Source organism: Streptococcus sp. HMSC056C01, from assembly GCF_001811305.1.
In the GTDB taxonomy this organism is placed as follows: domain Bacteria; phylum Bacillota; class Bacilli; order Lactobacillales; family Streptococcaceae; genus Streptococcus.
In genome coordinates, this window is the sequence record NZ_KV804209.1 from 219,185 (window position 1) to 245,644 (window position 26,460).

Annotated in this window: 22 protein-coding genes; 4 read left to right on the forward strand and 18 right to left on the reverse strand. The window is 34.0% G+C overall.

Translation table 11 applies throughout. From position 1 onward, the window contains the following. On the forward strand, positions 1 to 881 hold an 881-nt coding region (locus tag HMPREF2795_RS08080), incomplete at its 5' end, for a tyrosine-type recombinase/integrase (RefSeq protein ID WP_261675845.1). A gap of 395 nt (positions 882 to 1,276) precedes the next feature. Here HMPREF2795_RS08080 and pezT read toward each other — a convergent pair. From pezT to HMPREF2795_RS08115, 7 genes are all read right to left on the reverse strand, one after another. Beyond that, positions 1,277 to 2,035 (reverse strand): type II toxin-antitoxin system toxin PezT, encoded by a 759-nt coding sequence (pezT, locus tag HMPREF2795_RS08085; RefSeq protein ID WP_075228615.1) that lies wholly within the window; start codon positions 2,033 to 2,035, stop codon positions 1,277 to 1,279. Continuing rightward, positions 2,035 to 2,511, reverse strand: a complete 477-nt coding sequence (pezA, locus tag HMPREF2795_RS08090; protein ID WP_075228616.1) for a type II toxin-antitoxin system antitoxin PezA — start codon at positions 2,509 to 2,511, stop codon at positions 2,035 to 2,037. Before pezA ends, pezT begins: the two co-directional genes overlap by 1 nt. Before the next feature lie 70 nt (positions 2,512 to 2,581). Continuing rightward, complete coding sequence (locus HMPREF2795_RS08095; RefSeq protein WP_075228617.1) at positions 2,582 to 2,854, reverse strand: hypothetical protein; 273 nt, start codon at positions 2,852 to 2,854, stop codon at positions 2,582 to 2,584. Positions 2,855 to 2,891: 37 nt separating this feature from the next. After that, positions 2,892 to 3,275, reverse strand: coding sequence for a DUF5945 family protein (locus tag HMPREF2795_RS08100; RefSeq protein ID WP_075228618.1), 384 nt, complete (start codon positions 3,273 to 3,275; stop codon positions 2,892 to 2,894). Further along, a complete protein-coding gene (locus HMPREF2795_RS08105; RefSeq protein ID WP_000152419.1) occupies positions 3,272 to 3,505 on the reverse strand; it encodes a DUF5965 family protein in 234 nt (77 codons plus the stop codon). Before HMPREF2795_RS08105 ends, HMPREF2795_RS08100 begins: the two co-directional genes overlap by 4 nt. A gap of 50 nt (positions 3,506 to 3,555) precedes the next feature. Then, positions 3,556 to 4,641, reverse strand: coding sequence for a toprim domain-containing protein (locus HMPREF2795_RS08110; RefSeq protein WP_075228619.1), 1,086 nt, complete (start codon positions 4,639 to 4,641; stop codon positions 3,556 to 3,558). Positions 4,642 to 4,650: 9 nt separating this feature from the next. Continuing rightward, entirely contained in the window at positions 4,651 to 5,292 is a 642-nt protein-coding gene (locus tag HMPREF2795_RS08115; RefSeq protein ID WP_060955603.1) for a hypothetical protein, read from the reverse strand. 1,172 nt (positions 5,293 to 6,464) lie between these two features. Here HMPREF2795_RS08115 and HMPREF2795_RS08120 point away from each other — a divergent pair. Then, complete coding sequence (locus HMPREF2795_RS08120) at positions 6,465 to 7,349, forward strand: helix-turn-helix domain-containing protein (protein ID WP_049525931.1); 885 nt, start codon at positions 6,465 to 6,467, stop codon at positions 7,347 to 7,349. Here the strand turns inward: HMPREF2795_RS08120 and HMPREF2795_RS08125 are convergent. The 10 genes from HMPREF2795_RS08125 to HMPREF2795_RS08170 form a co-directional block, all read right to left on the reverse strand. Continuing rightward, positions 7,312 to 8,475 carry a M16 family metallopeptidase gene (locus HMPREF2795_RS08125; RefSeq protein ID WP_075228620.1) on the reverse strand — a complete coding sequence of 388 codons (1,164 nt, stop codon included), beginning with the start codon at positions 8,473 to 8,475 and terminating at the stop codon, positions 7,312 to 7,314. The two genes, HMPREF2795_RS08120 and HMPREF2795_RS08125, sit on opposite strands and share 38 nt — an antisense overlap. After that, positions 8,468 to 9,589, reverse strand: a complete 1,122-nt coding sequence (locus tag HMPREF2795_RS08130; protein WP_075228621.1) for a HesA/MoeB/ThiF family protein — start codon at positions 9,587 to 9,589, stop codon at positions 8,468 to 8,470. Before HMPREF2795_RS08130 ends, HMPREF2795_RS08125 begins: the two co-directional genes overlap by 8 nt. 261 nt (positions 9,590 to 9,850) lie before the next feature. Further along, positions 9,851 to 11,434 (reverse strand): ABC transporter transmembrane domain-containing protein, encoded by a 1,584-nt coding sequence (locus tag HMPREF2795_RS08135; RefSeq protein WP_075228622.1) that lies wholly within the window; start codon positions 11,432 to 11,434, stop codon positions 9,851 to 9,853. A 309-nt stretch (positions 11,435 to 11,743) separates the two neighbouring features. After that, the gene (locus HMPREF2795_RS08140) at positions 11,744 to 12,040 is read right to left on the reverse strand and encodes a DUF5966 family protein (protein WP_049525938.1); all 297 of its coding nucleotides are present in this window, start codon (positions 12,038 to 12,040) and stop codon (positions 11,744 to 11,746) included. Positions 12,041 to 12,053: 13 nt separating this feature from the next. Next, positions 12,054 to 12,338, reverse strand: a complete 285-nt coding sequence (locus tag HMPREF2795_RS08145) for a DUF5962 family protein (RefSeq protein WP_075228623.1) — start codon at positions 12,336 to 12,338, stop codon at positions 12,054 to 12,056. A 74-nt stretch (positions 12,339 to 12,412) separates the two neighbouring features. Beyond that, a complete protein-coding gene (locus tag HMPREF2795_RS08150; protein WP_186822905.1) occupies positions 12,413 to 18,637 on the reverse strand; it encodes a DEAD/DEAH box helicase family protein in 6,225 nt (2,074 codons plus the stop codon). Positions 18,638 to 18,684: 47 nt separating this feature from the next. Continuing rightward, a complete protein-coding gene (locus HMPREF2795_RS08155; RefSeq protein WP_075228625.1) occupies positions 18,685 to 19,095 on the reverse strand; it encodes a thrombospondin type 3 repeat-containing protein in 411 nt (136 codons plus the stop codon). Between the two features lie 198 nt (positions 19,096 to 19,293). Next, positions 19,294 to 19,935: an ABC transporter ATP-binding protein gene (locus HMPREF2795_RS08160; protein ID WP_049525946.1), complete on the reverse strand. Its 642-nt coding sequence runs from the start codon at positions 19,933 to 19,935 to the stop codon at positions 19,294 to 19,296. Position 19,936: 1 nt separating this feature from the next. Next, positions 19,937 to 21,958 carry a bacteriocin-associated integral membrane family protein gene (locus HMPREF2795_RS08165; protein ID WP_075228626.1) on the reverse strand — a complete coding sequence of 674 codons (2,022 nt, stop codon included), beginning with the start codon at positions 21,956 to 21,958 and terminating at the stop codon, positions 19,937 to 19,939. 71 nt (positions 21,959 to 22,029) lie between these two features. Continuing rightward, complete coding sequence (locus tag HMPREF2795_RS08170) at positions 22,030 to 22,329, reverse strand: lactococcin 972 family bacteriocin (RefSeq protein ID WP_049525949.1); 300 nt, start codon at positions 22,327 to 22,329, stop codon at positions 22,030 to 22,032. Positions 22,330 to 22,832: 503 nt separating this feature from the next. Between HMPREF2795_RS08170 and HMPREF2795_RS10765 the strand changes: the two genes are divergently transcribed. Both HMPREF2795_RS10765 and HMPREF2795_RS08175 read left to right on the forward strand, forming a co-directional pair. Beyond that, on the forward strand, positions 22,833 to 22,997 hold the full coding sequence (locus tag HMPREF2795_RS10765; RefSeq protein WP_000201399.1) for a hypothetical protein: 165 nt from the start codon (positions 22,833 to 22,835) through the stop codon (positions 22,995 to 22,997). A 1-nt stretch (position 22,998) separates the two neighbouring features. Further along, positions 22,999 to 23,607 carry a hypothetical protein gene (locus tag HMPREF2795_RS08175; RefSeq protein WP_075228627.1) on the forward strand — a complete coding sequence of 203 codons (609 nt, stop codon included), beginning with the start codon at positions 22,999 to 23,001 and terminating at the stop codon, positions 23,605 to 23,607. 34 nt (positions 23,608 to 23,641) lie between these two features. Here HMPREF2795_RS08175 and HMPREF2795_RS08180 read toward each other — a convergent pair whose 3' ends face one another. Further along, entirely contained in the window at positions 23,642 to 26,455 is a 2,814-nt protein-coding gene (locus HMPREF2795_RS08180) for a phage tail tip lysozyme (RefSeq protein ID WP_075228628.1), read from the reverse strand. Between the last annotated feature and the right edge of the window lie 5 nt (positions 26,456 to 26,460).

Genomic DNA, 26,460 nt, shown 5'->3' on the forward strand with positions numbered 1-26,460 from the left:
TTTCTACTTACTTAGATTATTGCAAAACTCATAAGCGTTTGAGTTCACACACAATTCGCGCTTATAAGAATGATCTTATGCAATTTTATAACTCAGACTATGATAATGTCGAATCCTATATAGAACACTTGACACAATCTAACATAAAAACGAATACATTAAGAAGAAAAATTGCTTGTATGAAGGTGTTTTATAACTATCTAAAATACCAGAACATAATTGAAGAGAACCCCTTCAATCAATTGCGTTTTCAATTTAGAACTGAAAAAATATTGCCTAAAACGATTCCGTATGACATTCTGAAAAGTATTTTTTTATATTTAGAGCAGAGAGTAGCTCTATCTAAAACTGATTATCAAAAACAACACGCTGAAAGAAATCTACTAATTATTTCACTTTTACTTTCAACAGGCATCAGAATTTCTGAACTTTGCCATATTCATCTCAAAGATATTAATCTTTCCAATAAGACACTCCATATTATAGGAAAGGGTAAGAAAGAACGTATCCTATTTTTAGGAGATCAAAAAACATTCAATTTATTAGAAACATATATAAATAAAACAAGAAATGAATCAAATGATTTCTTGTTTCCAGGGAAACATTCTCTTAAACCATTGTCAGAGCAAAGTGTACGTTTAGTTATAAAGAGAATCGTTGAACAAAATAGCTTATCTAAAACTATTACACCACATATGTTTAGACATAGCTTTGCGACAATGCTTCTAGATAATGATGTAGATATTCGATACATTCAACAAATTCTTGGACACAGTTCTATATCAGTCACACAAATCTATACTCACGTATCCCATTCAAAACAAAAAGAAATACTTAGTTCTTTTAATCCTGTATCAGCGATTCATTCTGAAATCGAATAAGAGAACTTTCCAAAGCCTACAGTTTAGTTCATCTAAAATTAATTTTTGTAGTTCGAATTTAGTTAATAGATTTTATGCTCAACAAAATCAAAAAACATATAAAACTTCACTTTGAATCAGCATTTATAATATATTCTGTATTTAAGAACTCCATAATTGTTTTTCTAAAATATATCTTTCAAATATCCTTAAATATAATAAAAAGAGATGGGCAAAATCTCAATTCCTGAAGAAAATGGAGTAAATCTTCCCACAAGAAAACGCATAATTTCAAGTTTTTCAACACCTGAGATTATGCGTTTTTTGGTTCTAAAAAATTTTCGCCCACCTTAATTAAACAACTAACAAAAGTTATAAGTAGACTATATTTTAAAATTTGTGTTCTAACAACTATTTCAATTAGTTAAATCTTTCAATCTTTCTTCTCCTGATTTAAGCATATCCTTCTCTGCTTGATTCCATTCTCCAAATAGTAAGTCATGAAGCTGGATTGCTGCTGAAGTTGTATTTTCTTTTGAATCATATACACAACTTCTATCTCGTTGGTAAATTTGAATTCTTTCAAAGATAGCTACTTCTTCCAATTGTCGTGTATTATCAACTAAATGATTTACAATGAAATCATGATGTTCTTTTGGAGTTGCGCGTGCTTGATTTGGATTGATAGCGTACAGTTCTTCGTATCGGATAAGAGTGCTCAGATAGGACAATTCGGGCTTTGTTGCAATTAAGGCTAATTGTACTTCATATCCCTTATTTTTCAAGAGTTGTGCTGTTTTCTTTGGAACATCAATTGTCCGTAAAGTTCCCTCAATCAAAAGATTGTATCCCAAATGACTCAATTCTCTTACTAAAGACTCTACCATTTTTCCTGCAAAATCTTTGGTGTATTCTACACTGTCTTTGCCATATTCTTGCTGAAGTTCTAAATAGTGTGGATGCTGAGAACGAAAACTATCGCCATCTATGATAACAATATTTCCTTGAAATTCTTTCTGTTTAATACGATGAATTGTAGTCTTACCAGCACCACTTTGCCCTCCAAGCAAAATCGCTATAGGTTGCTTACTGGACTTTTTTCCTCTTGTCAGTGAGCGAAGATTCCGTGCTAGAGCATGTTTGAATTCACTATCGGTATAATCTTGGATTTCCATTAAGCTACCATCCGTTTTTCAGATATCTCTAACATACGTTCAATTCCATCCAAATAACCGCTATATCTCTCTATTTCATCAAAAGTTTCTACTAAATAGATATTTGTATGAATCAAGTCAGATAGATCATCACTCATTAAAATCCAAGGATTAGATTCATCATCAATGCTAATTCTCTGACTATCTTGATAACGATAGAGTCGTGATAATAGATTAGCTCCTCTTTCTTTCACAATTTCAATTTTTAAAGTCAATTCATAATCTTCAACAGGATTGAGCATTTTATCTTCTCCTACAATATCGACATAAGATACATTAAACTTCTGACAAATGATGTCTATTAGTTCCGTAGAGACTGAACTCGTTCCATTTTCATACCGGCTCAAGCTATTTCGAGAAATTCCTACAATTCGGGCAAAGTCGTCTTGTGTTAAGTCATGTGTTTTACGTAAGGATTTTATGTTCTTTCCAATCATGGCAAACTCCTTTTATTTTTATACCACCATTATAACATTTAGAAAAAGTAAATGCACCATTTTTGGTGCATTATTGGCTGTTTTTCCTAAATCTCTCTAAATTCTTCTCCAATTGTTCCTTATGAAGTTGATTCTTAGCTTCCTTTAATGTGTCCTCCAAAGTTTCTTCTCTATAAGTTGCTTCTGTTTTTAGTTGTTCGGTTTCTTGATTTGGAGTGAAAATGATATCTATCAGTCGGTCTATTTTTTCAAGATCTTGGACAGACATATCAGATAGTCTATGAATTAGCTTCTTAAATACGTCACTATTGTCTTGGTTTTTCTTAAAAAGTTTTGTAAACATCTATAACCTCTCAAAAAAAGCAGCCTATCAGGACTGCTTAGTGTAATTCGGAAATCGCATCATAAATGGACTGCAATTTCTTATTGTATTTATTCTTTGTGTCGATCAACGTATGTAGCTCTTCAATTTTCTTTTGGCTGCTTTGAATATCACTATTGTTATCCGCAATCAATCTTTTAAGATGTTGCTGATAACTTGTAGTGATATCTGTCTCTTTTCCTGTTCTAACCTCTGTAACTTTGGGTTTAGAACTAGAATTTGATTCCGTCACAGGTGCTTGTTTGCGCTTTTGAAAAGCTGCTTCATAATTTACATCATTACCTCCTTGATGATTTCCAAATAAGGCCGCAATTTTATCTGGATCTTCTTGATTTTCTGATTTACTCTCTAATGGTTGATTAAAATTCCAATCTTTTGTCATTCACTCATTTCATCCTTTCTAAATTCAGAATCATCGAATTGTCTTTCTTTGCCAAATGCATGGTCAAGAGCTTCTTCAAAACTCATGTGACTAATGCTTTGACGCCTTTTGAACGTCGCAAACATCGCTGTCTCCAGTTGCTCTTTGTAAGCAGCGAGTTTTTCTGTCTCTCTTGCTACCTTGCTTTCTTGCCTAGTGACCTTTTCTTCTAAGCGTTCGATTATGGTCATATACGATCCTCCTTCATACTAATTTTAGCTAGAACATCTTGATTTTGTTATCACAATTCTAAACATTGAGAGATTTGTCTTGCTGGCTGATTCCCAAATGTCTCTTTTGCAGACTCAAGCATCAATTGTAAATCTGATTTCTTTTCTCTAAGGACATCATTCCAGTCTATTTTTTCTTTCCCAAATTCATTATTAGGTAAATCCAGTGAAATAGGCAATCCTTTTTGAGATAACTTATCAGAAAAATCTTTTCCTGCATCATCACAATCTACCGCAAGTGTCAATAAATCAGGATGATTATCGAAATAGGTAGTGGTATCACGAATTGTATTGATCAAAGGCAATAACTTTGAAGATGTTACTGTATCTAAGAATTCCAACTTCTGATTTTCTTCAGCTATCAGCCGTAAAGTTTGATAAGCCACAACAGACCTTTTTAACCCCTCCATAGATACCAAACGAACATCAGATAGATTTTGTTGATGAAGTTCGTAATAGCTCATCAAGTCAATGAACGATTCACAAAAGACCAGTCTATTTGGTTTACCAATGTCAAAGGAGATTCCAACATGTCCATGGCTTCCTTTTAGAATTGTTTTTAACCTCTCTCTAGGAAGAGAGTGATTCTTATATATCCCTTGTAAGCTTGCTGCCTGCAACTTGTGACGATGATTAAAGCTTTTAAAAACAATAACAGGTTCAACTGTTTCATTTGTTTTCCAGCTGGCTTGTGCTATTAAACCTTGTTGAATCATCCTTTGTACTATTTCTTCTGAAATTCCTCTACATTCTGTTAAGTAATATCTGGCCAGACTACAGTTAGAATCTTCTATTCTCTTTAAAGGATAATAAAATGGTCTCTCTCTTTTTTCTTGAACAGCTTCTTTTTGAAAAGGTTCTTCAGAAAGAAAGGCTAGAGCTTCTTTAAAGGAAATTCCCTTAACAAGTCGAACAAAATCAATGACATCACCTTGAATATCTCTTGAAAACCATTTAAAAGTATTGGTAGTTGAAAAAATTCGGAATGAATCGTGTTCAGGATGTTCATAGACACGGCTAGAAACTTGTTTAAAGGAGATACCTAAACGATTGGCTACATCAAGAATTGAAATTTGCTTACATTCTTCTATTTCCATGCAATATCATCATTTTGTCGTAGTATTTGGCAGTGATGGTATTGAGGATGATTCTTCTAAAGTTTTAGGAGTTGCCTTATCTAAATCATCCAACCCAGATTTCCAAACCTGTACTTGGTTGACCAATAACTTACCAGGTAGTTTAGAATAGGATAACTTAACTGTTCTTGTTTCTGTCTGATTAGTCTTTGATTGGTTGACATTCTTTAAATCAGATACATAGGTTACATTATAAGAGACCATGGCAATGGCTTGATTCGTAGTCTGATTGACAAAGATATCAGCTTTTTCAAAATGATAATCCAAAATATAGTCCTTATACACTTGGTTCATGGCATCGTTTTGACTTGTCAATTCTTGAGAATAAGCTGATTCAGTCATATAAGGTTGAATGCGTGTATTATTTTCTCCGAGCTTTTCTTTCGTATAGTACTGTGTCAAAAATTCTTTTACAGTATCCGATGACAAAATACTGGCTTTATCTTCTGCTTGTTTATCTTCCACAAGTTTAGCTGCAGCCAATTCAATCTCTTTGCGACTTTGTTTAGCAGTAGAATGTTGACCAGCAGTATATCCCATCATGAGAATAAAGCTAGTTGCGGCTACTGCTCCAACACTAATTAAGGCTTTAGTTTTGACTTTATTTAACATCTTAGACCTTCTTTCTATAAAAACTAGGTCAAGAATATCAAAAAGAACTTGTAAGTTTTATCACACAACAACGAAAGGTGATTCCTACATTTCAGGCGCAAAATCGTACAGTTCAGAGAAAAAAATAAAACTAGCTGTCTTTGGAGTATAATAGACTTATTGGAAAAAAATAAAATGCATACTGTACTATGCTATACTATGGTTAAGAAAACTATTTACAAAAGATCATGCAACTAACTTCTGAGAACTTTAAATTATTTATTAGTGTAAAAAAGGACACCTTCCCAACGAAGATATCCTGTCTAAATAAAGCTTATAAAGCCAAACACTATAAAGGAGGACGTCCAAAAACGCTAAGTCTATAAAAACAGTTGATGCTAAACTTGCGTTATTTATTCTATTGACCAACTCTACGTCTCCTAGCTTTTGATTTTGGTCTTGGATTAGCGACAGTCACTGAACATTAACATTCGTAGAATATACTCTCCATTCCTCAAGTCTATTTGACTTAGAAAACTTAAAATCAACAAGTGTCACTATAGCTATTGATGTAATAGAAAATCCTATTTCAACGTTAAAAGAAACCAAAGTAAAATTATTCAGGAAAAAAGAGACATAACATAAAGACACAAATCATACTCGATTTAACACCACTTCATGCCTGCTAATTAGTTTTTTAAGAAGGTCATACACATGATTTTACTCTTTTTAAGAAAGGATAGGTCAAGTTTGCCAGAGCAATCACTTGTTTTTCTGGATTTGGATTATTTATGCATTGTGAATACTCATAAGATAACCTTCATTCCTGTTAAAAGTTCTAAAAAGCATCCATTGACTGAAGAGGATAAGAAGTTTAATAGAGATACTTGTAATACGTATTAAAATCGAGCATTTTAATGCTAAGTATAAAACTTTTCAATTTATGGAATCATCAACTATGAGTTAAAATAATTTTCGAACAAAGGCTGTCCAAAAAACTTGATATAATGCGTTTTATCGTGGGAATATTCATTTTATTTTCTCCTGAAATTGAGTTTTTACCCAGACTCATTAATTTTATTGATATAATCCAATAATAATGATAATATCAAATAGTAATAAAAGAATTTGATAGTATTTTTTCATTATCTGTCACACTTTCTAATGATTTTTTATGGTAAAGGGAGGTAAATATGATTTTAGGTGAAACTTATAGAAAAATACGAGAAGGAAAAGGTATTTCTATTTCTTCATTAGCAGGTGCAGAAATTTCAAAGTCTCAAATTTCTAGATTTGAATTAGGAGAGACAGAAATTTCATTTTTTAAATTATTATATCTACTTGAAAAAATAGGTGTAACACTAGAAGAGTTTTTACTTTCCTGTAATAATTATGAGCCTTCAGACTTCAATAGCTTGATCCGCTTAGTTCAACAGGCTGCCTACAATCAAGAAATTAAATCATTACTTAATATGGCAAACAAAGAGATAGCACTGTTTAGAGAGACAAATTCTCATTATCATAAGCTAAATGCTATTTTCATTGAAAGCATTGTCTATGGAATTGATAATAATCATAAATTGAGTAATCAAGACACCTCTTACCTTACAAATTATTTATTTTCTGTTGAAAACTGGGGATATTACGAAATTCTTATTCTTGGAAATTGCTGTCGAGCAATATTACCAAATTTATTATTTAGATATGCTAAAGAGGCACTAAAAAAAGGAAAGTTGTATAGTTCCATACCTAGAAATAAACAATCTCTCGTTCAATTACTTCTTAATTCACTTATTATAATGATTGAAAATAGCTTATATGAGGAATCTTTATTTTTAAAACAAGCTACTAAGAATATATTATCTAATTCCACAGATTTTTTTGAACAAACTATTTTTTTGTATTTAGATGGATATTTTGAACTTAAATTTCATCATAATCAAAAATCAATTTTAAAAATAGAAGATGCTTTAAAAATTTTTGAATTATTCAATAAAACAATATACAAAAATTATAAAGAATACTTCGAAAAAAATATTATCAATTTAATACAATGTGGTAATTCCTATTTTGAATAATTGCTTTTTTTGAAAATCTCTTGAACTCATCTAAAGAAATCAACTCTAGCTCTTCAGCAATACTATCCCAACTTGGAATATCAAATAATTTTTCTCTACAAATTGTTTTTAAATATTCATTTTTATTAACTTCACAATTTATGTACAATTCATTGATTACTCTTTTTTTAGCCTTATAAAATAATAGTTCATCAGATAAATCGGATTCATTAACAAGATTGTTCTCTAGTGTTTTAATCAATTTTTTCTTATAGATTGTAGGTGTTATAGTTACTATTTTTAGTAAAGTCATATTACTATAAAATATTGGGTATGATACAATATTATATATCCATTGCTTTTGTGTCCTTAACTTATGGCCTAATAATGAATCTTTAATACCAGTTAACATCGAGTTTAAGATACTTAACATTGCCATATCATGAGATGATGCTACCATACCAGATATATCAAGATACATAGAAATTTCAGAGAGTTCTTGTATTTTATCTAATTCTGTTAAACCACTTGAAAATGTCGGAAAGTTAATTTCTACAGATGATCCACTTAAAGGTAACATATTTTCAATACATATGATTTCACTTTGTAGAAAACTTGGACCAGAAATAGCAATCTGGAATTCTCCTGCTTGAATTTTATTTTTATAAAATTTATATATAGTTTCTAAAGTAACAGACTCAATATTACCTCTAGTACCAATAATATCTATTGACCAAGAACTATTTTTAAAAATTACTCGATTATCATTAATAGATTTTTTACTATTTTCATACTGATTTAATTCAATTAAGACTATTTTCTTTTCCCTCAATAGTTCATCTTCAGTAATAGAAAGATTGAAAATCCTACTTATCAGTATTTTAAAAATTTTATTGAAATCTTCAGCTAGACAGTAACCACTTAAATTAATATAATCTCTAGATGTCTCTCCTTTAATAGCTGCACCATTCATATCAAACAATTCATTTAGTGATTGTTCATTCCCTGCTCGTATTAGTAAATGTTCAATAAGATGTGAAAATCCTAATTCATTTACTTGCTCAATACTAGTACCTGCAACAAACATCAATGAAAAATATGCAAATTTACTTGCTTGATTTTTTTTAAATATAATTTTCTTATTCATCAATTTTTAGAATCTCCCAGAGTTTACTTTTATTGAAATCATGACCACATGTAGGACAATGAGATTGCTTAGAGAAGTGCTTGAATTCATCTTCCCTAAAACTATAAAAATCAAATCTAAATAAAGTATTCCAAACATTACTATTTTTCTCTGTTACACAATCTAACCATTTCTTCACAACCCATGATGACAATAATAGAATATTAGTTAAAATATTTGCAGTTATTAATTTTCCATCATAGTTTGAAAATTTTTTAACTAAATTTTGAAAGTTATCACTATCTTGTTCATAAAGTAAACAATCAACACAGCCTATATTTTGAATATTAGGATTACAAAATAAGAGTTTACCTGCGCTACGTTGGCTAAAACAGTATATACTAGGGATATTAAATAAATAGCATGCTCTATTTACTAATCTTTGTGCTATATAAGGAGGTTCATCCATACAACAAAATACCCAGTCACTTTCAGAAATTTCTTTTTTTACAGCATCAACAGTGCTCATTTTTAACTTTCTTTTTGTGACTACACACTGATAATTACGTTTTAGAATACAATCTTTTACACAGTCAACTTTATATTTACCAATATCGTTAAAGGTAAACATAGATTGCCTATTTATATTATTTTCTTTAACAATATCATCATCGACTAAATGAAGTCGCCCTACCCCTAATTGGGCTAATTGTAATGCGATATGAGAACCACCGGCTCCACATCCTAGTATGGTAATTTTTAAATTACTCAATTTTTCAAGTAATTTAATCCCACCAATACCTTCACTAGAATAATAAGTTTCCAGTGATTCATTAATTAAATAGTGATCAATTTGATTTACAGGTCTATCTAATATTTCTAATAAATTACGATCAGAAAATTTAGATATATATTTTTCTATAATATTTTCGGATATATCATATTTTTTTCTTAATAAATCTTTAATTTCTTCAAAGCTATTAATTCCATTGCAACAAGAAATTAAATCTGACCAAAAATCTGAGTATCCTGTAATTTCTAATACATCAACATCGTCAGCTCCAATTCTTAATCTATCGTTCTTCCATTGGTAAACGATTCTATCCTGGTTCCATTTTGGGAAATAATTATCCATTTTATATCCTCAACTATTTGATAAAAGCATGCAAGATGAACATGCATGCTTTTGTTATACACGAGAAGTCAATTAATATTACTGACTTCTTTTTTATTAATACAAACTAATTTAAACTCTCTTTTTAAGAGTTTAAATTAACTAAATCTAAAATTATCTTAGATAAAGTACCAATTAGTTGTATCTTCTTCACGAATTTCTTCAAATTCTAACTCCAAAATGTTGAAATCTTCCATAATCATGATCATCACCTCATTTCTATTATAAAACAATTATCTGATCAAACTCTTCCAATATTTTTGGACTTTGATCATGAGTAATGACAATAACAATTGCATCTCTAATGGATAGAATGTAGTCCATCATTTCTTTGGCTTTTATTGGATCAAGGTTACTTGTAGGTTCGTCAAAGATATATACAGAATATGGTTTAACTAAAAATCTAGCTAAATCAATTCGCTGTTTTTCTCCTTCTGAAATGGTTTGATTTGATTGAGATAGACTCTTATTAAGAAATTCTTCATTAAAGCCTAAGGCTTTTCTTAATTTTTCAGTTAAATAAAGGTTTCTAGCCAATTTGATATTCTCTAGAATATTGCCTTCAATCAGAAAGTCATTTTTTTGCACAAATGCAATATCTTTATATAACTCCTCTGAGGGAATATCAATATTCTGTTTTCCGTTGATTTGTATTTCCCCATCATAAAGATTTTTGGAATAATAATTTAGTATTAATTTTACTAAAGTTGTTTTCCCAGCTCCTGAAGCACCGATAATCGCATAGCGTTTGCCTTTTTTAAATTCATAGGAAAAATGATCAAATAATATTTTATTTTCAATTTCATAATGTAATTGGCTAATAGAAATGGTCGAAATGTTATCACAATCAATTGTACTTGTTTTATGGAAAATTCCATGATTTATCTCATATAGATTTTCTTGGATATTATCAATAATGGACTTGCTACTGCTGATTAAATTTTTATTGTAAAGAATAGATTGTAATGGAGCAAAAACACCGTTTAATAATTGAATACTTGCTACGAGTAATCCAATAGTCAGTAAGTTATTTCTTACAAAAAAGATACCAGCAACCATACAGGATAGTTGAGAGCAAAAACTTAGTAAGGTTCCAGTAGTTGAAGCTATGTCTTTTAAAAATTGATAAGTTTTTCTGGACTCTTCAAATTCTAAACTGATTCCTTGAATTTTTTCTTGAATCCAGCTTTGAACATTTAATAACTTAATTTGTTCAAAACCATCAATAAAGTTTGTCATTTTTGATAAATAGTCACTATTTTGTAGGGAATAATTATTAGTTGCTTTAGTCATTAACTTTCCAGGAATTTGAGATAGAAAAATCGTTATACTTGACAATAAAAGAAAGACTAATGCTAATCGCCATTCTATATAGATAATAGCAACCACACTCATGATAAGGGTCCCTAAATTTGCAATTAGAGAGATTCTAGGAATCAATAAATTTTCTTGAATAAGGTCACTATTTTTGGTGATATTATTTAAGAAATCTGAATGGTTACGGTTGTCAATTTGGTTAAATTCACGTGATAAATAATGTAATAAGAGACGCCTTTTTAGATCTAAAATAACTTTTTTTACATATTGGTTTTTAAGATAGGAATAGGAACAAGAAATCAAGAACCACAGTAAAATTGAACTTACACAAATAGTGATATGAAAGAGTAATCCACTATTTGAATTAGATATACTATCAAGTATTCTTCCTAATTGGAGAGAGAAGAATGTCATTAAAAGAGCACTTGTCAGGCTTAATAAAATAAGCAAGAAATATAGTAATTTATATTGTTTCGTAATCTGGTTCATATCTTACTCCTTAAGTAACTCTGGTGAGAATATTATAATCCAAATATGAAAATCAGAAACAAACTTCCCGTATTTGGGACGCAATGAATAGTTTACACTAAACCAGATAGAATATACAAGTTAATTTGTACCGAAATTACTATATATTATAAGAAAAATAGAAACTCTAAAGCATTCTGTACACTTTAATTTTAATTCATCTCTTTTTGTTTCTCACACTAAGTACTAGGACGGGATTATAAGCACATCAACAAAAAAAACTCTATTCAAACTTGCCTTTGAATAAAGTCTTTTAACTATCTAAAAAGTTCACATTTTATTCTTATTTATGGAGTTAATGAAGCGCCAACTAAATCCTAGAACCAACATCAGATTGATGAAAAGGTACACAGCCGTAAAACTAGTTAAACCATGTTGTCTGATATCATCAAAATATAAAGTAGGTTCAGTAAAGAACAAATAAATTCCATAAACCTCCACGAAAATAAGAAAACTGACAAAACCAATCAGGAAAAGTCCACTGGCAATAAGAAAGAGTCTCCATAAAAGAATGAGAATTCCTCCAACTGCTAAAAAAATTACTGGGATAAGGAGTAAATCATTCATAACTTTCTCCTTTCTAGTCAATCAATTGACGATAATGGGTGGCAAGAGAGGAATCAAACTCTTCTAATTTTTGAACTAAGTCCAAATACTCCTCTTTTTCATGTTCTTCAAAATCCACACCTCGATGATTCTGAAGAGAGATTTCCAATTGACTAGTAAGTTCTCGTTTGGAAAAGCTGTAATCCCCTGTCACTTCCTCATAATGTTCCTTTAACTCCTTGTAGGCTTGGTATTCTTCAGGTGTTTGAAATCCCTGTACCAAGGCCTCTTCTAATTGATAATAGATATCTTCCATCATAATCGTTACCTCGTTTCTTTCTATCTTTATTCTACCGCGCTTTTCATTTCTTGTCCGCTATTTATATCTATTTTTTAATCTAATTCAAAAGAAAGTTGTTCTTGCTTTTCGTTTCCTTTTTCGTGGAATTGTCTTAAGGCCTGATCAATAATATCTAAATCCGTTTCTGTTTCAATCAATGGCGCGAGTACATCGTATTCGGCCTTTTTAGTTTGATAATCCTCTTCCTTTGGAAAATTTTTCTCAATTTCTACCTTAGCAGTAGTCCATTTATCCTTTAATTCATCCAATAAGTTCTGAGTTTTCACTTGGTCCTCTTTAATGTGATCAATCGTATGCTGAAGCCTTTGAATTGTCCCCAAAGGAGAATACAAATCTAAACTGACAGAATACTGATTTTCTCCTACAATCTTAACAGAGAAGGTTTCAGGAAGAGGCTGATTTATTGGAAGACTAAGCATTTTAATGTCAAATCCTCGATAACTTGCTAAGGTACGAAATTCTTTGCTGTCAGCTTGATTATGACGGATAAGACGGTGTAGGGATTCCCCTGCTTCAGCTCGTTGCTCAAAAGCTTGTTTGCCTACTGTCATAGAAAATGCCTGGTCTTTCGACATTTCAGACTGTTGAATGTCGCCTTCATACTTGCTTAATCGTTTCTCAAGAATGGGCATATTTTCTTCACAGTAAGAGATTGTATGACGATAGTGATCCTTGCTGCGTTGAAAGGCGCGTCTTTGATTTTCTAATAGAGTTAGATCATTCTCTAATTCCATCTTATATTTGAGATAAGGATTCCCAGTTGCTAGTGCCTTAAAATCAGAAGCTGTCATGGTCTGCTCATCAATGTCTTCTGCAGCACGAATCGGCTCCTTAGAAGTCATAATCTGCTTAATATAACGGAGTTTGTTCTCCTGAGTTGCCCATAGATAATTATCAAACGAACCTTTGGTAATATAGTGGTAAATATCCACTTCCTTGTTTTCATTTCCCTGTCGGATAATCCGTCCATTGCGTTGCTGAATGTCACTTGGTCTCCAAGGGACATCCAGATGATGAACTGCTTTCATCTTGCTCTGAACATTTAAACCTGTTCCTCCTTTTTCAGTTGACGCAAGAAGAATCCGCACCTCTCCTGCATTGACCTTTCGAGACAAGCTATTCTTCTTTTCATCACTATTGGCATCATGTACAAAGGCAATTTCCTTACTAGGGATTCCTCTATCCACTAATAAAGCCTTAATCTCAGAATAAACATCAAAGCCATTGTCCTTTTTCTTAGGTGTTCCAATATCTGAAAAAATCATCTGAGTAGCCTTATTTTCCATTCCCTCACGATAAATTCTTTCAACATTATCCACTACCTGAAGCAGTTTATGATTGTCTGCTAGACTATAACTAGAGTCCAATAAACGCATATCAATAGCTAGTTTTCGTGCCTCACCTGTTATCTTTAACATGTTATCCTGACTCGGATCAACTGTCCCACATTTGACCATATCTGACCTCATAACTAATTCTTCTAAATAGAGTTTCTGGTTTTCAGTTAACTCACTCTCAATAGGGATAATATGGGCTTCTGGAACAGGTAAATCCAACATATCTTGTGTTTGAATGTCAGCTGTTTCTTTATAGATTTTCATCAACTCAGGTAGATTGACAAACTTTTTAAATCGTTTCTTAGGTTGGTACTTATCCCCTGTAGGAGCTAATTCCATAGAGTTTTGAATTTCTCCAAAAGCACCTACCCAAGAGTCAAAATAATCAACTTGATAGCGTTTTAAGATATCTGGTTGAATGTAGTTCATCATAGTATACAACTCACTAATAGAATTGGAAACAGGTGTTCCTGTCGCAAAGACAATGTTTTTAAAATCATGTTCTTCCTGAATCTGTCGAACTTTCATTTCCATATCCACATTCTTCTTAGAAGTTGTATTAGTAATCCCTGCTACATTTCCAAGCCCAGTAATCGGACGAATATTTTTAAAGTGATGTGCTTCATCCACAAAGAGAAAATCAATTCCTAAGTTTTCAAAATCAATAAAACTATCACGATTAAAGCGTTGGAGTTCTTCCAATTGTTTCTCTAGACCACTTATTGATTGTTCTGCTTCTTTAACGGTATACTTATTTTCAGAATGTGTTTTAATTTCTCGTAGTTCATTAAGTTTATCCTCGATATAGTTCATCTGTCTTTCCTTACTGACAGGGATTTTTTCAAATTGAGAATCCCCAATGACAATAGCATCGTAATCTCCTGTAATAATACGTGATACAAATTGTTTTCTTCTCGCCTTCACAAAATCTTTCTTAGTGGTCACAAAGACCTTTTTAGTGGGGAAAAATTTCATGATTTCTTGGCCAAATTGAGCAGACAAACTAGAAGGTACTACATACAAGGGCTTATGAACCATCCCCAACTCCTTTAATTTAAACCCAGCACCAAGCATGGTCAAGGTCTTTCCTGAACCTACCTCATGAGCTAATAGGGCTCTTTTTTCTTCTACGATTCTTTGAATGGCATTTTCTTGGTGAGGACGAAGACTGATGTTTTGTGCCAAGCCATCAATGACTAGATGGCTACCGTCATACTCTCGACTAACCGTTCGATTATAAAGACGATTATAGCTTTCCTCAATGACTTGTTGGACTTCTGGATACCGTGAGACAAATTCTTGAAAGAGTTCTTGTAAATGCTGCTCTTTTGCTCTTAGAACAGAGGTTTTTTCCAAATCTGTGATGGTCTTTTTCTTTTCTCCTTCCGTAACAGTCATAGTAATCGTCGGTTGGTTTGAATTTAGTAAATTCTCAAAAATCTTTCTTCCTGTATCATAACGTGACCCACTAACTCCAAGACTACTATCTTTGGCACTTGGATAGCGATAAGCAAATGATGTCCTTAAATGAACCTGGCCATCGACAGGATTCACTTCAATGACTTGTTCAACATCAGGCGAAGACAATTCAAGTTCACGATTGGTAAAACATTCAAAAGCAAATTTACCATAGACGGATTGAGGAATCCAACGTGACCCTATTTTAAACTCAATATCTGCCAGATAAATCCTTGGAGGGCGAACAGATTCTAACAAATCTAAAGCATGGTTCCAATCATATTCTTGATTGTTTTCCTCCACTAATAGTTGAACTACTTCTATCTTGTTGAGAATATCTCCTGACAAAAACTGGTTCTTAGAAAGATATTTTCTTTCCCCTCTTAAATAGCTTTCTGGATCCATTAAAATCTGGTCACCTAACTCATCTAAAATAGCAGCTTGGCTATGTTCAGGATAAATTGATACCATATAGTCTAAATCAACCCCTCTACCATCCGATAAACTAGAGTTTAGGGCATCTAGAGCAGTTGAAACTCTTGCAATCACTCTCTCTGGCCTAACCAATGCTTTCTCAAAGGCTAAAGATTTTTTATATTTTACTTTCTGATCTTTAGAATCAATGTATTCATCTTCTAAACTTGCTAGTAAAGAATACTTATCGTCACTATCAAATAAGTTCCGATTGACTGAGGCATTCAAGTATCCAAATTGACTTACAAAGCGATCATAGTCACGATTGAGTTTACTAAGTAATACCTGAAAATCTGTCCGACTATAATCTGGATGACGTTGAATTTCAATTAAGGATTGATAGGTCTCTCTCAAATCAACCATGCCCTTAATGCGACTAATATCCTTATCCGATAAGGGACTTTCATAAAAGACAGTTTTTTTGAACAGTCCCTTATATTTCCCCCTTTTACTCGCTTCTTCTGACTTGTAAACATCTAGTGCTTCCTCATCAGTCAAATGAAGTTGCACGAATCGGTCTATTTTATGTTCAGACAAAGAACTGTCCCAAGCTTTAAAATCTCCCTTCTCATCTACATAATAACTAATTTCGTCAACTTTTGAACTTTTCCGAATGCCATGCGTATCTCGGTAATAAATTTGATTTCCCTCATATCCAAAAGAATAGAGCGTTAAGTCCTCACGTATACGACTTGGGATAGAATTATCCACTTCTTCTTGGATAAAAACAGGTGCTTTCAAAGAATTGTCAATTTGTTTAGGTGCTTCTACATTCTCTAATGCTTTCATTATGTCAGTAGCTAATGTTTCTGATTCCCCCTTAACATTGAGGGTTCCTCCATTAAAATTACGTACCTCATATTGACCCAAAACTTGTGTATTGTATTTCCCATCAAAATAAGGATTGATCCAGACACGCTTATCCTCCTCAAAGGGAATAGAACCACTAAAAACAAGTTCCTCTTCATTAAGATTCTTTGCTTGATCCTTTTGAAAGAAGAGGAGATCTGTGGTTACACGAGTACCTGCAATGCTTTTAAAAGCCGTATCTGGCAACCGAACTCCCCCTAAAAAATGAGTGTTGGATTTAATCTCTTGTAAGACATTATCTGTCCGCTTATCCATTGTGCCAATAGAAGAGATAATCGAAACTTGTCCTCCATCTCTTACTAAATCAAGTGAGTGTTTGACAAAGTAATCATGAATCATATAAGGTTTATCATAGTTTTTATCAGCAATGCGAAAATTTCCAAATGGAACATTCGTTAAGACTAAATCAAAACTATTATTTTGATAGGAAACTTCTTCAAATCCTCGCACTTCAATATGGGTATTGGGGTGGAGTTGTTTTGCGATTGCGCCTGTCACGCTGTCTAATTCAACTCCATAGAGTTCTGACCTCTCTCGTATCCTTCTAGGCATAGCCGCAAAGAAGTTCCCAGTCCCCATAGAAGGATCTAAAATCCTTCCTCCTTCAAAACCATCATCCAGTAATTTTTGCCAAATCTGGCGAATAATCATTGGATCTGTATAATAGGCTGTGAGAGAACTTTGTTTCATAGTGGAGTATTCTGATTTACTTACTAAACTCTTAAGAGTTAAACGTTCTGTTTCATACTTTGGATTGAGTTCATCGAAAAATTCATTGGCAAGACCACCCCAGCCGACATACTTGGCTAGTATCTCTTGTTCTTCTGGATTCGCTTGTCGTCCCTCTTTTTCTAATCTTTTAACAAGTTCAATTGCGGCGATATTCGTTTCAATCTTTTCTCGATTTGTCTTAGGATAAAAGTCCTCTAAATCATCTGGAAAAACAAAATCTTGAACGGGGACATCCGTCTCTTCTATAACTGAAATTAAAGGTTTTGTTTCCTTATCCTTTTCCTTTTCATTATCCTCTTCCAGATAGGAAAACAAATCTATTTCCTGGCTTTCACTTGGTGATTCAATCTCAATATCTGAATCTTCTTTTTCAAGTTCTACATGAGACAATACTTGTTCAATCTCTTCCAAACTGTTCACGTATAAGATAGGATTCTCTTCAAATAACTGGTTGGAATCATTGAATAGCTCTAGGCGAACTAAGTCATTTAACTGTGCATTTTCAATCGAAACCAACTGAAATACTTGTCCTTTATAACTTACTTGTGAACCGATTGGATATTCCCTCAAAGCTTCTTCTACAATTTTATCTACTTTAGATAGGGAATGAACTTCCACATTTTCTTCTACCTTGTCAATATTATCTAAAGGTAAGACCACTTCCGCTACTTGCTTAGACTTTTCGCTTCTTGCTTTTACCTCATCAAAATGAGTAATAATCTTTAGTTTTTGTGTCAGTGGGAGTTGTTGGTAGTTGTCTTCATGATGGACAAGATTTGTAACTGTATCTAAAGCAGCCATCAACTCTGAACCCAAATAGGCTAGAACTTCTCCCTCTTTTTCTTCAAAACGAATCTCAAGAACTTCTTTTTTAAGCTCTTTTGAGTCAACCATTAGAAGGAATTCCTCTATATCTCTACTAATGCGGTCAGATAGGTTATTCGCAACCCGATAGACATTGACTAAATTGACATCCTGATTCTGATGAAATACAAGCTCACTTAATGGTGTTAGCTTCTCTTTTTCAGATTGGATATAAAATCGAGTGGAAAGGTTATAGGTTGCGACTTCTAGCACCAAGTTTTTCTCAAAATTACTTAATTGAGATAATTTACCTAGACCCGCTTGTCCAAAATTTCTTGTGTAACTTTCTAAATCTTGATCATTATTTTCAGAACTAGCCTCTAGGAAAGAAATAATATCTTGATGAAACGAATAGACATGAGGTATCTCTTCTATCTTACCCTCTTCAGTCAAAAAACTCTCTACCAAATCCTGCCATTTCTCATCAAAATGTTGCGCTTGATAACGAAGAAATAGGTCCATTTTCTTCCTATCTTTTGGAATTGTTCCACGAAACATAGCCAATAATTGCATTACTTCCATACTCGCTCCTTTCATCTATACGAAAATAGGAGAATCACATGATTCCCCTACAACTCTATCTCCATTTCAACCTTTTGAGGACTGGTTTCTAAATCACTAGACAAAAGAGAAACGGCATCTGTTCTCATGTAGTAAGTATATAAGTCTTCAAGGTCTTGTTCGTTTTCAATCCCTGTTTCAATACTAATAAGAGCCTGTATAAATTCCTTGTAGTGACTCTCCATCATATCTGAAATCTTTTGTTTCATTTCCATAAATACTGAAGATGGTTCAGTTATACTTGTTTGGTCTATGTCTTGTAAATCCTTTTCTAAGGGATTGGTTCCTTCTTCTACTTCCACTAAATCTGAACGACCATCACCATCAGAATCTGAGCTAATAGGATTGGTTCCTAGCGCCAATTCTTGAGCATCAGTTAGTCCATCTTGATCCGAATCACGTTGATAAATGGCTTCCATATACTTCCTTCTTTCCTAGTTAATCTTTTTTCACTCCAATCCTACCAAATATTCCTTGAAAGAAGTATCACAACAAAAAAAGAGAACGAGCCAAAACTGCGTTCTCAAATAATATTGTGATTATAAACAAGTACTCCAGATTTTCGAAATTTATGCTGTATATAATCAAAAACTTTCTTATTGCTGAATCTTGCCATATCATCTATGTGATAAATCGGTAACTCGAATGACTTGGTCCACTTGCTCCCAAATAAGAGGATTGTGGGTCGCAATAATAATGGTTCGATTCGGATTTTTTAAAGATTCTAGGATAGAGAGTAATTCCTCAGAGTTTTTGGGGTCTAGCGAAGCGGTTGGTTCATCTGCAAGAATCAAAGGCGGATCCTTTAAAATTATCTTCGCTAGTGCAACACGTTGTGCTTCTCCTCCTGATAACTCAAATATAGGTTGCTTTAAATCCAAATAAGAGAGGTTTACACGGTTTAGAGCTTGTTTCATCAAAGAGAGTTTCTCTTTTTCTTTCAACTTTTTACCAACTAAACCCAGATTGAGATTCTCTTTGACGGTTTGGCTTTCAATTAAGCCAAAATCTTGAAATAAATATCCCAAGTAATCTCTAAAGAAAACAGAGGGCTTAATGTCTTTAAGAGAGGTGCCATCATAGATGATTTGCCCTTTGTCATATGGCTCTAATCGTCCAATCATATTCAAGAGTGTTGTCTTACCACAGCCACTTGTACCGATTAAGGCATAAATTTTCCCACCTTCAAAATGAAGATTAATATCTGAAAATAGCTGACGGCTTCCAAATTTTTTAGATATATTCTTTAGTTCAATCATCCTATTTTCCTTTCATAATGGTCATAGAAACACGAGATTCTTTCTGTGCTTGACGGTAGAGAGTCAGTATAGCAATAACGAGGAAGATTGATAAAGTTACCAATCCAATCATCAAATCCCGACTACGCCAAATAAAGAGACTCGCACCGAATACAAAACTAGCAAATTGACTAATCATATACTGAGCGTGTGTTTCAAAAAATCGCAAACCAGAAATTCGTTTAATCAAAATCTCACGACGGAATTGTTCAAAATAAAGAAGATTCACAGAATAAAAGAGAAGCAAAGAACTCGCGATTCCAATAATAGCTCCTAAAATAAGGGTTAGAGTTTCTGTTTGAACCTCATAGTAACGTGCGAGGTAAACACTTCGTCCCTCCTTGAGATAGGAGACTTGATCATAAATTTCTGCATTTTTCAAGAGTTTAATCCCATCTTCATATCCTTTGACAAAAATATTCTTACCAGCATTGATAGACCAACTAGATAAGGATGTAAAACTATCACCTGTAGAAGTCGGCGTGAATACCACTAAAATCGGATCAGTCAAATACTGAGTGGATACGGGATTCTCACCGTTATTATAAACAAACCGCTTTTCTCCCATTGAAAGATAACTAACGTGCGCTTTCATCTCATAATCCAAAGGAGCACTTGCCTCCTCACCAGATTTTCCATAATAACTCAATCTTTCTTCAAAGATTTTTTTTAGTTCTGCTTCTCGAGAGCGCAAATGTTCTGGGAGCAAGAGAATAAACTCACCTTTTTGGAGATGGGCTAACTTCTGTTTGGTCTCAGCATCTACCACGACCTTTTCCTTCTCCAAATAACTGGGACTAACATAGAGCGTATTAGCATCCGGACTATAGGTATCCAATGTCTCTCCCTGTTCATTTTTTCCTTGTGGATTGGCAAAATGGAACAGATTATCCTTTACATAAAGGGCTTGTTCTTCTTCGATTGCTTCCTTGGCAAAGGCATACCACTTGCTCTGATTTTCCGCATTTTTTCCTCTATCACCGATCCCAAAGGAAATTTGGTAATAATCTGCTCGATCTTCCCAAGCTTGCTTGGATAGCTGGAGTTCCTGTAAACGCTGGTAAGAAGTCAAGCCAGTCTTGACTGCATAACCTACTGTAAAGACAGCAACCAACTGACATAGCAAGGTCAAGGTCATCAAACGTTTGAGGGGCAAACGTCCTTTTAACACAGGAACCAAAGCCTTGTAACTCAAGCTCATCAAGTAGAGCAGGCTCAGTACGAGCGAAATTCCCAATAAAAAGAGAAGATAAAGCCCCACTCCGATACTAAAGGTTGCTAAAAGAACGGAATAAAAGAGCCCTTGGCCGAGGAGTACAGCACCTCCCACTATAAGGGATCCCCCCCCAGCTAAGCAAAGCCACTTGACGTCATCGTATAAGGCGCTTCCTATAATGGACAAGAGGGTCTGTCCTGAAAAGAGCTGAAGCCCTGCAGCCCGCATCTCCTTAATCCGAGTGATAATCACCATAGCAAAGAAAGCTAATCCAAATATAGCTAAACTAATCAACAACAACGGATTTAAAGCAATCCAAAAAGCTAAAAGATACGGAGGAGTTTTGCGGTCTGCAATCGCTTTATAACCTAAATCATCTAATTTTGCAGCTAATTTTTCCTTGGTCAATGAACCAGATAAGAGAAGGTAGCTATTGAGAGGATCGCTCCGTTCTCGGCTTTCTTGGCTGGCCATTTGAAACTCTTTTGGCAAGCTTCCCTGACCATAGGTCGCATAGGTGAAGTTGGTGCTTCCATCCTTACTCGGCTCTACTATCCGTCTGGCAATCAAACTCTGCTCCGAGCTTGCAAACTTCTCCAACTCTCGCTCAAACTCCTCACGAGTCGGCTCTTGTGCCCCCTTTTTAACACGTAGCAGGGTAACGGAGTCATAACTAGTATAGAGATACTGAGGGGCACGTAAGATGATAATCCAAATGAAGAAGCAACTGAGAAAAATAGTAGACAAGCAAATAAATAGTTTCTTCATAATAGACTCCTTATAAAAAAATGATTCCCCTTGTAGCTCGTACAAGGGGAACGATTTAAACCAATGAACGATTAGTCATAATCATAGTAAAATGATACTTGTTCTCCCCATTTGGTCCAAATCCATGCGTAGGAAGTTTTTCCAGCAGGAGCTTCTCCTTTATCAGAATCACTATCCCATCTGCTCACGATAGATGAATAATGGTATTTTTTACCATGGTAGTAATTTGAAAAAGCCCATCCTCCTCCAGAACCCTCACCATAGGTCCAAACACCACCATCAGGATACTGCACTGCGGCAGATACAGCTCCCATTAATGTAAAGCTTGAAATAAGAGCTAGAGCGAGTAATCTATTTTTTTTCGTTTTCATTTTATTTCTCCTTTCAAACAAAGCACACCCTGAGTAACAATCCGACAAAATAAATCCTCCTCTCTCTTTTTTGAAACCGGTTTCTTTATAAAACAATGATACCATTTTTACTATTATATGTCAATTAATTTTAAGTAAATCAGAAAATTTTTTTCAAATAAACTATTGTAATAATAAAAAATAGATGGCTTACTGAACCTGTAAGCCACCTAGTCAGTCGGTTTATTCTGGTGTCTGCCACCGCTTGGCCCTTACGTCCAAGATTGCTATCGGATTTCGTTCTGGTGTCCGCCACCGCTTGGCCCTTATGTCCAAGATTACTATCAGATTGACCATGAGCCGACCACTCATCTACACCATTATTCTAACGAATATGAGCTACAAATACAAGAGAAAAACTTATTTTGGATTTATACACTATAGAAAACATACACTATCTTTAGATTGAACTTTTTTTCAAAATAAGCTATAATGAATTTAAGTAGAAACAGGAGGTAGAACAAATGGCTACAATCAGTTTAACACGTGACATAAAACTAACAAACGAAGATGCTCTAAAAATTCTTAATCATAAACCATCTAAAAAGCTACAAGCAGTCTTGAAATCTATTGAATCACAAGACGCTACCGCTCCAACGAAAAATAAACTCATTTCAAAGTATCTGTAAGATGACAATTCAAGTAACACCACTTAAGCAATATCTTGAAAATATTCAAGTGCTGGCTCCTGATAAAACTAAGAAACAAGTTCAGGAGCTATTTAAAACTATCATTTTAGAAAATGTTAATTTCAACGGTAATGAAGAGATGTTGACTTATCTATCTGATAAAGCTCCCAATTTTGAAAAACAACATCGTTCTCGTAATTTTATCGTTGAAGAAATTGAAACAAGTAACATCATAGGATTCTTTAGTTTATCTCTCAAAGTTGTTGATATTTCTGATTTAGAGAAATCCTTAAAAAAGAAACTTGTCCTAAAAGGGAAAAGTCCCAAAAATATTGATTATCTCCCTGTGTTACTTATCGGTCAATTCGGCAAAAACACAAAGCTAAATAAACTATCAGGACAAGAGTTATTTGAAATTGTAATTCAAAAAATTGAAGAATTTCGAGCAATTGTAGGAACTCAGATGGTATTTTTAGATAGTATCAATCATCCTAAAGTCATTCAATTTTATGAACAGTTCGGATTTGTTGCTTACAGTCAATTGATTAAAGACGATCATCAAGTAAGTTATCAGCCTATGGCATTAAATATGTCACTCTATAAAAACTAAGAATCATGTCACCTAAACTGATGACATGATTCTTTTATTTCACCGTATAAGCAAAACTAATGGCACTATCTGCTTGAGAGATTTTTCTAAAGGTATAGTTAGGGTTGCCACCATAGTTAGTTTCAGACACAAGGAAAGAACCATCATCATAGACCTTCTCGACAAAAGCCACATGACCATAGTCTGCTGGTGTGCCATGGGTACCTCCGACAAAAGAAACAATAGCGCCTGCTTTTGGTGTGGAACCTGTTTCTCCTCCAAGACTTGAAGCTGTTGCAACCCAGTCCTGACCATTTCCCATGGTATTAATGATTGAAATCTTCTCTCCATTACTTCCTTTTAATTTTAAGCCTAATTGGTTCATACGAGCCGCAACCCCCCATGTACATTGTCCATAGGCATAGGCCATACCATCTCCACCACCAGGAACAGAATGCTCATACAAGTCTCCACGAACCCCTTCAAGGGACTGTGGATCACTCTTTGCCTGTCCTCCATTTGTTTGGCTAAAACCTTTTTCAATTTGGTAATACCATTCCGTTGCTCTGGTTTGTCTTTCTAGTAGTTTATCACCAGAATTTCCCTCCCAATAGGTAAGGAAGAGTTGGGCGAGATTGGCTGCACTGCCCGTATTTCCAAAGAAATCCTTTAACCAACTTTGATAGTAAGGACTATCCCCGTGAAGCATAAAATCAAGTTGGAGGTCTAAATCATACCACTTCTTATTTTTGGCGTGTGCATAATTCAACAAGGCTGTATGACGTGTTGACCCATCTGCGGTATCTGTCCATTGCCCTAAACCTAGACCTCTATGAAGAATATTAGGATAAGCACCACTATAAATGGCTGGCCCTCCAATCGCTAACCAGCTTTCATCATCCCATGAGGAATCCGTAGCGCCAACTGGAGGAGATAAATAATCCCCTTCAGCTCGTTTTGGGTTGATAGAAGATTCTACCGACCAATTTCCTAAAATTGCCGCAATGGCTTGGGGACTTGCCCCTTGAGATTTCAAAAACTCATAAATATGTTTTGCTCGTTCAAACTCATCCCCACCAAACTGACCAATGGCAGGTAAGATAGTTGTCTGAAGTTGAATGACTTTTGGAAAATAAAATTGCGGATTGACATACACCAATTTTTCTTTCTTGTTCTTATACTTTTGATAGGAAACTTTCAAACCTGTATCGTCTGCTGTTTCACCAATAATATCACCCGTTAGGACTCTTGTCCCCTCAATCGCACGGCCATTATGAATAGAATACAAGGTCAAACGACTCTCATTCTCTCCTTTTCCATTAGTGAGAATTACATTGTCACCATCTAGAGATACGACCCCATCCATTGGTGCGACAATCGTTTGGTGAGCCTTCGCTTTTAGTAGAATGTACTCCTGAAGAGTAGGTTTTCCGTCTAAATCATAGTATCCATAACGATAAGTCATGGTTAAACTATCTTCGTTGCTTTGTCCCTCAAACGGATTGTCCAATTCCTGCATGGAAGCATAGACACCTTCTTCTTTTAGTTCCTTCATTTCCTCTTGATCGTCTTTCGATAGTTTATACTTAGGAGTTTCATAAATGTCTTGCATGGATTTCAAATCTTCCCCATCGTTTAAATCATGCCACAAAGTAGACAGATAATCCTTGTAAGTTTCTGAACTAAATAAGTGAACTGGTTTGTGAAACTCATAGTCATGGAATTTAAAATTCATATACCCCATCACATCATCAACTTTTGTGTAATAGGTAATGCCTTTGTCATTTGTACGAGTATGTTCTGCGTCTTCCCAAGTTAGGTGGGTATAAGCTTTTGTTAATTCAAATTCATCTTGTTGAATCAAACTAGCAGATGAAAAACCTAAAAAGAAGCTCATCATAAATAAGAGAAGAAAGACTAATCCTCCAACTATCCATGTTGCAGGATTTCCAGCCGCAAATGTAAAGAAGGAAAAGGCTGCTTTTAGTTTTTGATAGATATTTCGGACACTTGTAAAACCTTGTTTCTTTAATTTTCGAAACCGATTTTTAAAGGAACTTGGATTATCTTTCGCTAGTTTCCATCCTTTTCCATCCTTAAAATGATGGTATCGCTCTTTTGTGTTGGTCAGTCTCTTCTTGGTAAAACGACCTGTTGCTTGTCCTGTTTTGACACTAGCTTTCCCCAGATTATAAGAAATTCGGCTGTAGCGTTTTCCTTTTCTAATGGTCTCTTGTAGCGTGCGATAGCCTTCTAAATCTTCATTTTCTGAAGCTAACTCTCCACCTTCACGTCCAAGGACATAAAGAAAAGTTTTGGCTTTCCTACTGACTTTTTTGGACTTATAGGCTTGTTTGGTAGATTTTAGATTTTCTTTTGCGGCCTTGACTTCTTTCTTAGCTTTTAATTCTTCTAAATTCTTCCCTTGAAAGAAAAAATTAGATTTTGCTTTCGTTTCCTGACCATAGAGAAACTTTTGATTGGTTTTTCTTTCTTTACGATTCTCTTTTCTTTCTTCTTTTGCTTCTACCTTAGCTTCCTTAAATTGCTTCTTGGCTATTTTCAATCGTTTCCTAGCATGAGGTAATCGTCTGTCTCTTAATTCTTTTCGATTCAAAAGAGATGGAGGACTATTTTGATGAATATGATTGTAGTCTTCATTTGCTTGTTTTACTCTAGCCTTTGAAGCTTCTCTCATCTCCTCTAGCTTTTGCTTTATCTCTTTTTTCCATGCTTTTTCATCCAGTGCAGAGGAATCTTTTTTCTGTTTCTTCACCTCCTTCTTTCCTTGTTTCAAGAATTTCTTCTCATCTTTTAGACTTCTTCTAAATGTCTTTCGGGCACGTATGATTTCTCTTTTATCCTTCATTTTAC

What these genes read in the sequence shown, in the direction of transcription:
- pezT (WP_075228615.1), bottom strand. Translation starts at nt 2,035, where the DNA reads ATGGAAATCCAAGATTATACCGATAGTGAATTCAAACATGCTCTAGCA.
- pezA (WP_075228616.1), bottom strand. Translation starts at nt 2,511, where the DNA reads ATGATTGGAAAGAACATAAAATCCTTACGTAAAACACATGACTTAACA.
- HMPREF2795_RS08095 (WP_075228617.1), bottom strand. Translation starts at nt 2,854, where the DNA reads ATGTTTACAAAACTTTTTAAGAAAAACCAAGACAATAGTGACGTATTT.
- HMPREF2795_RS08100 (WP_075228618.1), bottom strand. Translation starts at nt 3,275, where the DNA reads ATGACAAAAGATTGGAATTTTAATCAACCATTAGAGAGTAAATCAGAA.
- HMPREF2795_RS08105 (WP_000152419.1), bottom strand. Translation starts at nt 3,505, where the DNA reads ATGACCATAATCGAACGCTTAGAAGAAAAGGTCACTAGGCAAGAAAGC.
- HMPREF2795_RS08110 (WP_075228619.1), bottom strand. Translation starts at nt 4,641, where the DNA reads ATGGAAATAGAAGAATGTAAGCAAATTTCAATTCTTGATGTAGCCAAT.
- HMPREF2795_RS08115 (WP_060955603.1), bottom strand. Translation starts at nt 5,292, where the DNA reads ATGTTAAATAAAGTCAAAACTAAAGCCTTAATTAGTGTTGGAGCAGTA.
- HMPREF2795_RS08120 (WP_049525931.1), top strand. Translation starts at nt 6,465, where the DNA reads ATGATTTTAGGTGAAACTTATAGAAAAATACGAGAAGGAAAAGGTATT.
- HMPREF2795_RS08125 (WP_075228620.1), bottom strand. Translation starts at nt 8,475, where the DNA reads ATGAATAAGAAAATTATATTTAAAAAAAATCAAGCAAGTAAATTTGCA.
- HMPREF2795_RS08130 (WP_075228621.1), bottom strand. Translation starts at nt 9,589, where the DNA reads ATGGATAATTATTTCCCAAAATGGAACCAGGATAGAATCGTTTACCAA.
- HMPREF2795_RS08135 (WP_075228622.1), bottom strand. Translation starts at nt 11,434, where the DNA reads ATGAACCAGATTACGAAACAATATAAATTACTATATTTCTTGCTTATT.
- HMPREF2795_RS08140 (WP_049525938.1), bottom strand. Translation starts at nt 12,040, where the DNA reads ATGAATGATTTACTCCTTATCCCAGTAATTTTTTTAGCAGTTGGAGGA.
- HMPREF2795_RS08145 (WP_075228623.1), bottom strand. Translation starts at nt 12,338, where the DNA reads ATGATGGAAGATATCTATTATCAATTAGAAGAGGCCTTGGTACAGGGA.
- HMPREF2795_RS08150 (WP_186822905.1), bottom strand. Translation starts at nt 18,637, where the DNA reads ATGGAAGTAATGCAATTATTGGCTATGTTTCGTGGAACAATTCCAAAA.
- HMPREF2795_RS08155 (WP_075228625.1), bottom strand. Translation starts at nt 19,095, where the DNA reads ATGGAAGCCATTTATCAACGTGATTCGGATCAAGATGGACTAACTGAT.
- HMPREF2795_RS08160 (WP_049525946.1), bottom strand. Translation starts at nt 19,935, where the DNA reads ATGATTGAACTAAAGAATATATCTAAAAAATTTGGAAGCCGTCAGCTA.
- HMPREF2795_RS08165 (WP_075228626.1), bottom strand. Translation starts at nt 21,958, where the DNA reads ATGAAGAAACTATTTATTTGCTTGTCTACTATTTTTCTCAGTTGCTTC.
- HMPREF2795_RS08170 (WP_049525949.1), bottom strand. Translation starts at nt 22,329, where the DNA reads ATGAAAACGAAAAAAAATAGATTACTCGCTCTAGCTCTTATTTCAAGC.
- HMPREF2795_RS10765 (WP_000201399.1), top strand. Translation starts at nt 22,833, where the DNA reads ATGGCTACAATCAGTTTAACACGTGACATAAAACTAACAAACGAAGAT.
- HMPREF2795_RS08175 (WP_075228627.1), top strand. Translation starts at nt 22,999, where the DNA reads ATGACAATTCAAGTAACACCACTTAAGCAATATCTTGAAAATATTCAA.
- HMPREF2795_RS08180 (WP_075228628.1), bottom strand. Translation starts at nt 26,455, where the DNA reads ATGAAGGATAAAAGAGAAATCATACGTGCCCGAAAGACATTTAGAAGA.